The following is a 10,187-nucleotide window of genomic DNA, read 5'->3' on the forward strand; positions in this document are numbered from 1 at the left end:
CGAAGCAATCCATCGCGCCACAAGTCTAGAGATGGATTGCTTCGTCGCTAACGCTCCTCGCAATGACGAGTTGATAGGTTGCAAACTTTGACCTCACCCCGCCCGCGGGGAGAGGGAGAAAAAGAAAGAGGCGGTAACAACCTCATGCGCATCACGCTCATTCATGCCCTGAAGCATTCGATCGTGCCGATCGAGGCCTCGTTCGCGCGCCATTGGCCTGAGGCGCGGCTGATGAACCTGCTCGACGACAGCCTGTCGGCCGACCTCGCGCGCGATGGCAAGCTCACCGATCGCATGAGCGAGCGCTTTCTGACCATGGGCCGCTATGCGGCCAGCACCGGCGCCAACGGCATTCTCTTTACCTGCTCGGCATTCGGGCCCTGCATCGAGGCGGTGGCGCGCGCGCACGCGCCGATGCCGGTGCTGAAGCCCAACGAGGCGATGATCGAACAGGCAGTCGCCAAGGGAAAACGGATCGGCCTGCTCTCGACCTTCCCGCCGACATTGGTGTCGATGCCGCCGGAATTTCCAACGTCGGTAACACTCGTGCCGAAGCTCGCCGAGGGCGCGCTGGCCGCGCTCGATCGCGGCGACCGTGCCGAGCACGACCGCATCGTGGTCGAGGCAGCGAGGGATTTGCGCGATTGCGATCTGATCGCGCTCGCCCAATACAGCATGGCGCCCGCGGCCGAACGCGTCGCCGAGGTGACCGGCCGGCCAGTGCTGACGACGCCCGACAGCGCAGTGCTCAAGCTGAAGGCGATGCTCGGAATCAAGTAGGGGCGCCGTCACACTCCGAGCTCCGACGATCAATCGACGGCGTTTGCCCCGTAGCCGATCAACACGTTCATCGATAATGTGCCGCGCGGCCTCGGCCGATGCTTCGTGACGTCACCTTCTGCCGTCACATAATCTTCCTACACTTGCGCGGCCAGTTTCCGGCTGAGATGAGGGCAAACTCCTGATGCGAAATCTGACTTTCCCTGTGATTGCGGCCATCATTGCCTTTCTTGAGCCGGCCGCCGCCCAACAGACCCCGCCTGCGTCACCGGCGAGCGTGCAACTGACGCATAAGATGAATGCCTATGTCGGGTGCATCAACCGTCTCTCGGCGCGATCGTACGAATCCCGCGACCGCTACTTTTCCTGGGCCGCCAAGAGCGGTCCCACCGGCAAGGAGCGGATCATCTACGGCACCTACACGATCTACGACACCTCCGACTGCAAGACGAGCGTCGCGGCCGCCAATGCGGCGGACCCGCATGATGCCGAGCTTGAAGCCGCGGCGAATGCCTATGTTGCGGCCGTCACCACGCTCGAGCCGCTGTTGAAGGAGGCCGACGACTATTACAGCCAGGAGAACTACAAGGACGACAAGATGGCCAAGGGCAAGGCGCTGCATCCGCGCCTGGTCGCGGCATGGGACGCCTTTGCCAGCGCCGACAAGGCGTTGCGCGCCGGCGTCGAGGCGATCAATGACAAGCGCGCCGCCGAACAGCTGGCCGCGATCGAGGCGAGCGAAGGCCGCAAGTCGCACTACTATGTCGAGGCCCTGATGATCCAGGCCAAACGCGTGCTTCGCGCGCAGCAGGCCGACAAACCCGATATCGACACGATAACCCAGGCGCTCAACGAGTATGAGGCCACGGTGAAGGCAACCGAGGACGCCTCCGGCAAGGACGGCGACGTCAAGCTCGGCTCGATGTTCATCGGCAGCGCCAAATCATTCCTCACCACGGCCAAGCAACTGATGCGCCGCGTCCGCGACAAGGTGCCTTACAGCTCGGGTGAGAAGATGATGCTGAGCAACGCCGGCTCCGGCTGGATGGTGGAAGGATCGCCGGCCCGGCTGATGCGCGACTACAATCAACTCGTCGACGGCTACAACCGCGGCGCCCGCATCTGAACCACCGCAGCTGCGTTGGGTGGACTAGCCCATCGGGTCCGCGCAAAGCGCGGCCCGACGACAGGCTCCGGCGTAATCCACCGCGACGCAGAGACAGTGGCGGATTACGCCTTGCGGCTCATCCATCCTACAGTCCTGATGCGCGGCGTCATTGTACTCCACTAGTCGCGCAATCGGTTCGCAGGCTCGGTGACAATCGGCTACCGGATCCAACCACTAGCCAGCGCGCTCGCCCATTCGGCTCGACCGTTGCGACGTGCCAATTCAGCCATTGAGAGATGATCGTAGGGCACATAGCGAAACGTGGTGTTCCAGCCTTGCTGCGATCGCTCCAGGACCGCGTAACAGGCGTCCGGGGTACCGGTCTCCATTTTGTGTGGAACGGGTACTGTGTCGTCGTAACCGGGGCAGCCAACGCTGCCGGGGTTGACGATTAATCGGCCATCTCGCAAGCGGATCACCCGCGGGATATGAGTGTGCCCGCACAGGATCAGTGAAGCGTTGATTCCGGCCGCGCGATGTTCAATTTCCTCAATAGGAGTCGTGCAAATGCGTCCGGCGCTCGTCACCGTTTCCAGCCAATAGGTTGTGTCGCTGGCGGGCGTACCATGACAAAGGAATACCTCATCACGAAACATCGCACTTGCCGGAAGACCGGCCAGCCACTCGAGGTGTTGTTTCTCCAACTGATGGTAAGCATGTCGATCTGATGGTCCCATGGCCTCGAGCGAAAGCTCAACCAGCTGCCGATCATGGTTCCCCCTGATACTTGTGACTGGCCGCGCCATCAGGAGATCGGCCGTCCGTCGCGCTTCAAGCGGGCCACTCAAATGATCACCAAGATTGACGATATCTCGGATCCCTCGAGCTTCGATGTCGCGAAGCACTGCTTCGAGTGCGAGACAGTTTCCATGTATGTCGGCAATTGCAGCAAACTTCATCTGTCAGCCTTCCACATCTTTGGACGGCCGATGACGGTCTCGCGGACAGACAACAGTGAGCATTCGCTTTAGCTGTACTTGTTGAAGCGCCCGCAAGCTGATCGTCAAATCGGCGCTGAGCCAATCGGTAACAGGCTCTGTTGTTTGCCGCAAGAGATGAACTGCCGTGCGGTCAGTAGCGCGCTCGGCGCGCGGTGGATTAGCCACCAGGTCCGCGCGAAGCCCGGTCAAATGACAGGCTCCGCGTAGTCCACCGCGACGCAGAGACGGTGGCGGATCACGCCTTCGGCCAATCCGCCCTACACAGCTTACGTACCCGCATCATTCACGTTCAGATCGACGCCCTGCGGGTCCTTGATGGTCGACACCGTGATCAGCGAGATCAGCGACAGCACCGCGATGTAGACGCCGACGCGCCAGGACTCGCCGTAGGTGCCGATGATCCACTGCGCGATCATCGGCGCGAAGGCGCCGCCGAAGATGGCGCCGAGCGCGTAGCCGATCGAGACGCCGGAATAGCGCACCTTGGCAGGAAACAGCTCGGCGTAAAGCGCCGCCTGCGGGCCATAGGACAGGCCGAGCGCGATGGTGAGGCCGACGGCGCTGATGAAGAACAGCAAGAGGTTCTTGCTGTCGATCAGGAACCACATCGGCACCGCCCAAAGCACCATCAGGGAGTAGCCGATCTGGAAGCAGCGCACGCGGCCGATCTTGTCGCCGAGAATGCCGCCCAGCAGCGTGAAGATGAACCAGCTCACCGCCGCCAGCGTGCCGATCAGCAGCAATTGGTCGGACGGCATCTTCAGCGTATTGGCACCGTAGCTGATGATGAACGCGATCAGGATGTAGCCGGCGGCATTGTTGGCCATGAAGATCAGCGCCGTGCGGAAAATCTCCTTGGCATGATTGCGCATCAATTCCTTCAGTGGCGCGGAGGATTCGCGGTGCCGCCGCTGCATCGCCTTGAACACCGGCGATTCCTCCACGGTGCGGCGGATCACGATGCCGACGACGATCAGCAGGATCGACAGCAGGAACGGGATGCGCCAGCCCCATTCGATCATCGCCTGCTTGCCGAGCGTCGTGGTGAGCACCCACAACACGCCGGTCGCCAGGATCATGCCGAGCGGCGTGCCGATCTGCGGGAACGAGCCGAAGAAGCTGCGCTTGTCGCGAGGTGCCGACTCCACCGACATCAGCGCTGCGCCGCCCCACTCGCCGCCGGCCGAGAAGCCTTGCAGGATGCGAAGCAGAATAAGGAGTGCCGGCGCCCAGGCGCCGATCTGCGCGTAGGTCGGCAGCAGGCCGACCAGCGCGGTCGCAGCGCCCATCAGCAGCAGCGTGACGACCAGCATGTTCTTGCGGCCGAAGCGGTCGCCGAGATGGCCGCAGACGATGGCTCCGAGCGGACGGAACAGGAAGGAAAGACCGAGCGTCGCGAACGAGACGATCTGCGCCAGCAGCGGATTGTTGGCGTTCATCGGCGCGAAGAACAGCGCGCCGAACACCAGGCCGGCCGCCTGGGCGTAGACGAAGAAGTCGTACCATTCGATCGTGGTGCCGACGAGGGTTGCAGTGAGGACCTTGCGCTCCTCATCCGACAGCGTAGCGCCGCGCGAGCGCGCGGACATTTCGATGGACATGTGGCCTCCCCAAAAACGTTCTTGGCCGTGCGGGCGTGGTCGGCGGCAATGCGCCTGCCCTGCACGGGTGCTGGTACCGGGATAGCAGAGCTTTCCGCACGGCACGAGGAAATAGTTGCAGCAGCAACGATAATGCACCAAACCGATGCCCGCAGGCCCGGTTCCATGACCGGATTACCTCACCCGCCGCCGACGGTCTCCCATCCCGAAACGCCGATTGTGCAACGCAACAAAGCCACTATGATCCTTGCTCTCCAAGAGGTCTTAAGTGTCTGACATCAATGCCGATGCCTGGGTATCCTCAGGCCACCGCCCGATGGGCTTTCCGGAATTCGTCGTCATCATCGCTTCCATCATGGCGCTGAACCCGCTGGCGATGGACATGATGCTGCCGGCGCTGCCGAACATCCGTTCCGCATTCCAGATCGCGGACGCCAACCGCCCGCAGATGGTGCTGTCGATCTTCCTGGTCGGCTTCGGCGTCGGCCAGTTCGTGATGGGTCCGCTGTCGGACCGCTTCGGCCGCCGCCCGGTGCTGCTCGGCGGCATGACCGTCTACACCATCGCCGGCCTGCTCGCGATCATGGCACCCTCGTTCGAGACGCTGCTGCTGGCGCGCGCGCTGCAAGGGCTCGGTACCGCGGCAACCCGCGTGATCGCGACCTCGATCGTGCGCGACTGCTACGCCGGACGGCGGATGGCGAGCGTGATGTCGCTGGCGATGATGGTGTTCATCGCAGTCCCCGTGATCGCGCCGTCATTCGGCCAGGCGGTGATGCTGCTGACGCATTGGCGCGGCATCTTCGTGCTGCTGATGATCTACGGCGTGATCGCGCTCGCCTGGAGCGCGATGCGGATGCCGGAGACGCTGCCCAAGGAGCTGCGCAAGTCGCTGGCAATCCCAGAGGTGTTGTCCGCGTTTCGCCAGACCGTCACCAACCGCCAGACCCTCGGCTATGCGCTCGCCGCCGGCGGCGTGCAGGGTTCGCTGTTCGCCTTCGTGTTCTCGTCGCAGCAGATCTTCACCGAGATTTTCAAGCTCGGGCATTACTTCCCGGTCGCCTTCGCGGCCTGCGCGGTCGGCGTCGCGATCGCCGGCTTCCTCAATTCGCGCATCGTCGGCCGCATCGGCATGCGCGTGATCTCGCACGCCGCGCTGACCGGCTTTGCCGTGGTCGCCGGGGTGCTGTTCCTCACCGTGAAGACCGGCACGCTGTCGCTGCCGCTATTCATGGTGCTGTCGGGCCTGATGATGTTCGCGTTCGGGCTGATGATGGCGAACTTCACCGCACTCGCGATGGAGCCGCAGGGCAAGATCGCCGGCACGGCGTCTTCGCTCTACGGCACCATCACCACTTTGCTCGGGATCGGCGTCGGCACCACGATCGGCCAGGATTACGACGGCACGCTGCTGCCGTTCGCGACCGGCTTCTTCCTCTGCACCTTGGCCGCGCTCGCGGTGGTGCTTGTGACGGAGAAGGGCCGGATGTTCCGGCCACATCATCATCCGATTTGATGATTCCGTAGCCCGGATGGAGCGTAGCGCAATCCGGGACGGTATCGCCTGCGAGACGAACCCCGGATTTCGCTGCGCTTCATCCGGGCTACGACACCAATATTGCCTCAGGCTTCCGCCTTCGCTCGCTGAGCTACGGCGGACAAGTCGCGCGTCCGTCCGGCGCTGCTCCGCACCGTCACGACACGCCGCCGCGTCGCCGCAAATCCTTCCATGCCGAGCTGCCACTGCAGGCCGACGATCGCACCCTTGGTCGGCTGCAACAGCCCGAGCGCGCTGAACAGCGTGAACGGGAGCCAGATCGCGAGTTGCAGCCAGGCCGGTGGCGCGTAGGTCATCTCCATCCAGAGCAGCGCCGGCACCACGACGTGGCCGACCACGACGATGACGAGATAGGCCGGAAAGTCATCCGCACGCTGCGGGGTGAAGTCCTCGCCGCAGACCTCGCAATGGTCAGCAACCTTGAGGAAGCGCCCGAACAAATGGCCGCGCCCGCAGTTCGGGCACTTCATGGTGAAGCCGCGCAACATCGCCTTTGGCAGGGAAACCGTCTCGGTCATCGCAGTCGTCCTTGGTCGTTGTCCTTGACCTGATCTGATGATCCATACAATATGCTTCTGATAGCATACAATCAAAGACAAAGCGTCGGATTGCATGGACTGGATCCCTACAGTTTCGGAATGGCACGGCCCGATGTTCCTGCGCATCGTCGATGCGCTGGCCGCCGATATCGCGAGCGGACGGCTGGTTCGCGGCCAGCGGCTGCCGACCCATCGCGCGCTGGCGAACGCACTCGACATCGATCTCACCACAGTGACGCGCGCCTATGGCGAGGCGCGGCGGCGCGGGCTGCTCGACGCCCGCGTCGGCCAAGGCACCTTCGTGTCGGAGACCACCGCGCGCGCAGCGTCCGAGCTATCAGCCCCGGTCAACATCGACCTGTCGATGAACCTGCCGCCACAGCCGGTCGAGGCCAATCTCGACCTGCGCATCGCGCAGGGACTGGCGACCATCCGCTCCGAGGCCGGGTTCTCCGCCTATCTCGGCTATGCCCGTCCGGGCGGCACCGCTGACGAGCGCGAGGTCGGCGCGGCGTGGCTCGCGCCGCGCGTGCCGAACGCATCGGCCGACCGGATCGTGATCTATCCGGGGTCGCAGGCGATCATCTTCAACGCCCTGCTGGCGCTGACTTCGCCCGGCGATGTGGTGCTGACGGAGGCGCTGACGTTTCCCGGCATCAAGGCTGCGGCCGCGCGGCTCGATGTTAGGCTTGTCGGCGTTGCGATGGACGCTGAGGGCGCGCGGCCCGACGCGCTCGACGAGGCCTGCCGCAGGCACAAGCCGAAGGCGGTGTACCTGATTCCGACGCAGCAGAACCCGACCACGGCGACGATGGGCGCGGCACGCCGCAAGGCGATCGCCGACATCATCAGGAAGCGCGGCTGCGTGCTGATCGAGGACGACGTCTACGGCCCGCTCGAACCGCAGATGGCGCCGATCGCCACCATGATTCCGGAACGCACCTACTACGCCGCGAGTATCGCCAAATGCGTCGCGCCCGCACTGCGGGTCGCCTATCTGCTGGCGCCCGATGCCGCTTCCGAGCAGCGGATGCGCGCCGGCATGCAGGCCACCATGCAGATGCCGCCATCGCTGATGGTCGCGCTGGTCACGCAATGGCTGCGCTCCGGCGTTGCCGCCGAGATCATCCGCGCCATCCGCAACGAGGCCGCCGCCCGTCAGCAGCTCGCGGCCCGCTTCCTCAAGGGTGTCAGCTATGCGGCGCGGCCGGCCAGCCACCATCTCTGGATGCCACTGCCGAAACATTTCGACGGCACCGACCTGCTCTCGCATCTGATGCGCAACGGCCTCGCCGTGGTCGGCGAAGACGCCTTTGCGGCGGGCGATGCTGCGCCGCGCGGGCTGCGCGTCTCGCTCGGCGCCGCGCGCAACCGCGCCGAGCTGAGCCAGGCGCTGCAGGTGCTGTCGAATGCCGTGCGCACGCCGGTCGGCGCCACGCAAATTGTGTAAATTTTCGACCATCGTTAAGGAATAAACTCGCTCGAAAATGATTATGGTGCGCGGGAGCGCTCGCGCTTAGTTTGGGCGCTCAAGGGCATCAGGCAGGGGCAGCTTTTCAATGTCGTACGGATATGGTCGAGCGATCCCCGTTGCCATGCGGACGCTTCATGCGGCAGTGGCCGCGGTCGTTTGTCTTGCGCTTGTCACATCGGGCGCGGTGCGCGCCTCCGACGCCCCTGCCCCGTCGCCGGAGAAGCTCGAACGCATCACCGCGTTCTTCGACAACGAGGTCGCGAGCGGCAAGCTGCCCGGTGCGGTCATCCTGATCCAGCAGCACGGCAAGCCGGTCTATCTGAAAACCTTCGGCTATCGTGACGTCACGACCAAATCGCCGATGCGGCGGGACACCATGTTCGCGCTGCATTCGATGACCAAGCCGATCACCAACACCGCCGCGATGATGCTGGTCGACGAGGGCAAGCTGTCGCCGCAGGACCCGCTGTCGAAATACATTTCGGCCTTCGCCGACGTGAAAGTCGCGATCGAACCGGACGGCGGCAACGATCCGGCCAAGGTCGAGCTGGTGCCGCCGATCCGCCCGGTCACGATCGAGGACCTGATGCGCCACACCTCGGGCATCACCTACGAATATATCGGCGCGGACTGGATCCAGAAGATCTACCGCGACGGCCATCTGTTCGACGGCAAGTTCGACAACAAGGAATTCACCGCGCGGCTGGCCAAGCTGCCGCTGTCGCGGCAGCCCGGCACGCTGTGGCGCTACGGTCATTCCACCGACGTGCTCGGCCGGGTGATCGAGATCGTCGCGGGCAAGACGCTCTATCAGTTCGAGAAGGAGCGCATCTTCGATCCCCTCAAGATGAACGACACCAGATATGTGCTCGATGCGGAGACCGAACGGACCCGACTGGCCGAGCCGCTGCCGTCTGACACCATCCTGATCGACGGGGAAAACGACCGCCGCGCGCATCCTGAGTGGGAATCCGGCGGCGGCGGCCTGGTGTCGACCATTCTCGATTATGCGCGCTTCGCGCAGATGCTGCTCAATGGCGGCGAGCTCGACGGCAAGCGCTATCTGAGCCCGGCCGCATTCAAGGACATGACGAGGGACCATATCGGGCCGGGCTCCGGCGTCGGCCGTGACTACTGGTATTTCCCCGGCGACGGCTTCGGCTATGGCTACGGCATCGCGGTGCGCACCGATCCCGGCATCGCCAAGCCGCCGCCGCCCGGCTCGATCGGCGAGCTGAAGTGGGACAGCGGCAGCGGAACCTATTTCGGCGTCGATCCGAAGCTCGATATGATCTACATCATGCTCGAGCAGACCCAGAACGAGCGCCAGCGCATCACACCCGCGTTCCGCAAGCTGGTCTACGACGCGTTCAGCCCGGACTGAGTTCCGCTAGTCGCCTCGTCATTGCGAGGAGCGCAAGCGACGAAGCAATCCATCTATCCGCGTGCTCACGGATAGATGGATTGCTTCGCTTCGCTCGCAATGACGCGAACAGGAGCGCCCACCTCATGACCTCCGCCGCACCGCTTCCTGCCTGCGTGCTGCGGCCGCGATCAGACTGGCTGTGCATTCGTTGCAGACGAACGTACGCTCATCGGTAAACAGGCCGATCCGTGCATCGAAGCCGACGCCCGCATCGTCGGCGAGGCCGTCGATGACGCCACTGCAGCACACGCATTTGGTGGCGCGACGCAAACTCTCGCTCCATGACGCGCGTTCTCCAGCCGTCGCTTCCCTCACGCTATATACTATTGTATATATCGAACCCGACAAGGCAGGCGGGTGAACAATCCGGTCGGGAACCCTGCACACAACAACTGCCGACCGGAGACGATCGCCGCACAATTCCTGCCTGGTCCAACCAGGTTCATCGAGGAAACGCGATCATGATAAAAAACAAAGGCGACGCGGGACGTCCGCGCGCAACGGGAGAACTGCTCAAGATCCGCCGCGCAGCCCGGCTGAGCGCGACGGCCGCCGTCCTTGCGCTTGGCTCGGCCAGCATAGCCCGCGCCGAAACCACTCCGGTCGGCGTTCCCGACAAGAGTTTTCCGGAGAGCGTGACCTCGACTTCCGACGGCACGCTTTATGTCGGCAGCTTCAACCATGGCGGCGTGACCAAGAT

General features: G+C 63.8%; 9 protein-coding genes and 1 pseudogene. 6 read left to right on the plus strand and 4 right to left on the minus strand.

Translation table 11 applies throughout. From position 1 onward, the window contains the following. The first annotated feature begins 144 nt into the window (after positions 1-144). A complete protein-coding gene (locus QMZ05_RS24185; protein WP_353703016.1) occupies positions 145-780 on the plus strand; it encodes an arylsulfatase in 636 nt (211 codons plus the stop codon). 208 nt (positions 781-988) lie between these two features. Further along, positions 989-1,906 carry a YiiG family protein gene (locus tag QMZ05_RS24190; RefSeq protein ID WP_353703025.1) on the plus strand — a complete coding sequence of 306 codons (918 nt, stop codon included), beginning with the start codon at positions 989-991 and terminating at the stop codon, positions 1,904-1,906. A 200-nt stretch (positions 1,907-2,106) separates the two neighbouring features. Here the strand turns inward: QMZ05_RS24190 and QMZ05_RS24195 are convergent, their stop codons facing one another. After that, entirely contained in the window at positions 2,107-2,847 is a 741-nt protein-coding gene (locus QMZ05_RS24195) for a metallophosphoesterase family protein (protein WP_353703017.1), read from the minus strand. A 308-nt stretch (positions 2,848-3,155) separates the two neighbouring features. Then, positions 3,156-4,490, minus strand: a complete 1,335-nt coding sequence (locus QMZ05_RS24200; RefSeq protein WP_353703018.1) for an MFS transporter — start codon at positions 4,488-4,490, stop codon at positions 3,156-3,158. A 268-nt stretch (positions 4,491-4,758) separates the two neighbouring features. On the opposite strand from QMZ05_RS24200, the gene QMZ05_RS24205 reads away from it, so the two are divergent. After that, complete coding sequence (locus QMZ05_RS24205; protein WP_353703019.1) at positions 4,759-6,006, plus strand: multidrug effflux MFS transporter; 1,248 nt, start codon at positions 4,759-4,761, stop codon at positions 6,004-6,006. A gap of 107 nt (positions 6,007-6,113) precedes the next feature. Here QMZ05_RS24205 and QMZ05_RS24210 read toward each other — a convergent pair whose 3' ends face one another. Then, a complete protein-coding gene (locus tag QMZ05_RS24210; protein ID WP_353703020.1) occupies positions 6,114-6,566 on the minus strand; it encodes a DUF983 domain-containing protein in 453 nt (150 codons plus the stop codon). Positions 6,567-6,660: 94 nt separating this feature from the next. Between QMZ05_RS24210 and QMZ05_RS24215 the strand changes: the two genes are divergently transcribed. Continuing rightward, positions 6,661-8,037: a PLP-dependent aminotransferase family protein gene (locus QMZ05_RS24215; RefSeq protein WP_353703021.1), complete on the plus strand. Its 1,377-nt coding sequence runs from the start codon at positions 6,661-6,663 to the stop codon at positions 8,035-8,037. A gap of 145 nt (positions 8,038-8,182) precedes the next feature. Next, entirely contained in the window at positions 8,183-9,445 is a 1,263-nt protein-coding gene (locus tag QMZ05_RS24220; RefSeq protein WP_353703022.1) for a serine hydrolase domain-containing protein, read from the plus strand. A gap of 123 nt (positions 9,446-9,568) precedes the next feature. Here the strand turns inward: QMZ05_RS24220 and QMZ05_RS24225 are convergent, their stop codons facing one another. Next, a complete protein-coding gene (locus tag QMZ05_RS24225) occupies positions 9,569-9,757 on the minus strand; it encodes a hypothetical protein (RefSeq protein WP_353703023.1) in 189 nt (62 codons plus the stop codon). 191 nt (positions 9,758-9,948) lie between these two features. Between QMZ05_RS24225 and QMZ05_RS24230 the strand changes: the two are divergent. Then, positions 9,949-10,187: pseudogene (locus QMZ05_RS24230) on the plus strand (hypothetical protein); the annotation flags it as partial.

The sequence above is a fragment of the Bradyrhizobium sp. INPA03-11B genome (assembly GCF_040446015.1).
In the GTDB taxonomy this organism is placed as follows: domain Bacteria; phylum Pseudomonadota; class Alphaproteobacteria; order Rhizobiales; family Xanthobacteraceae; genus Bradyrhizobium; species Bradyrhizobium macuxiense_A.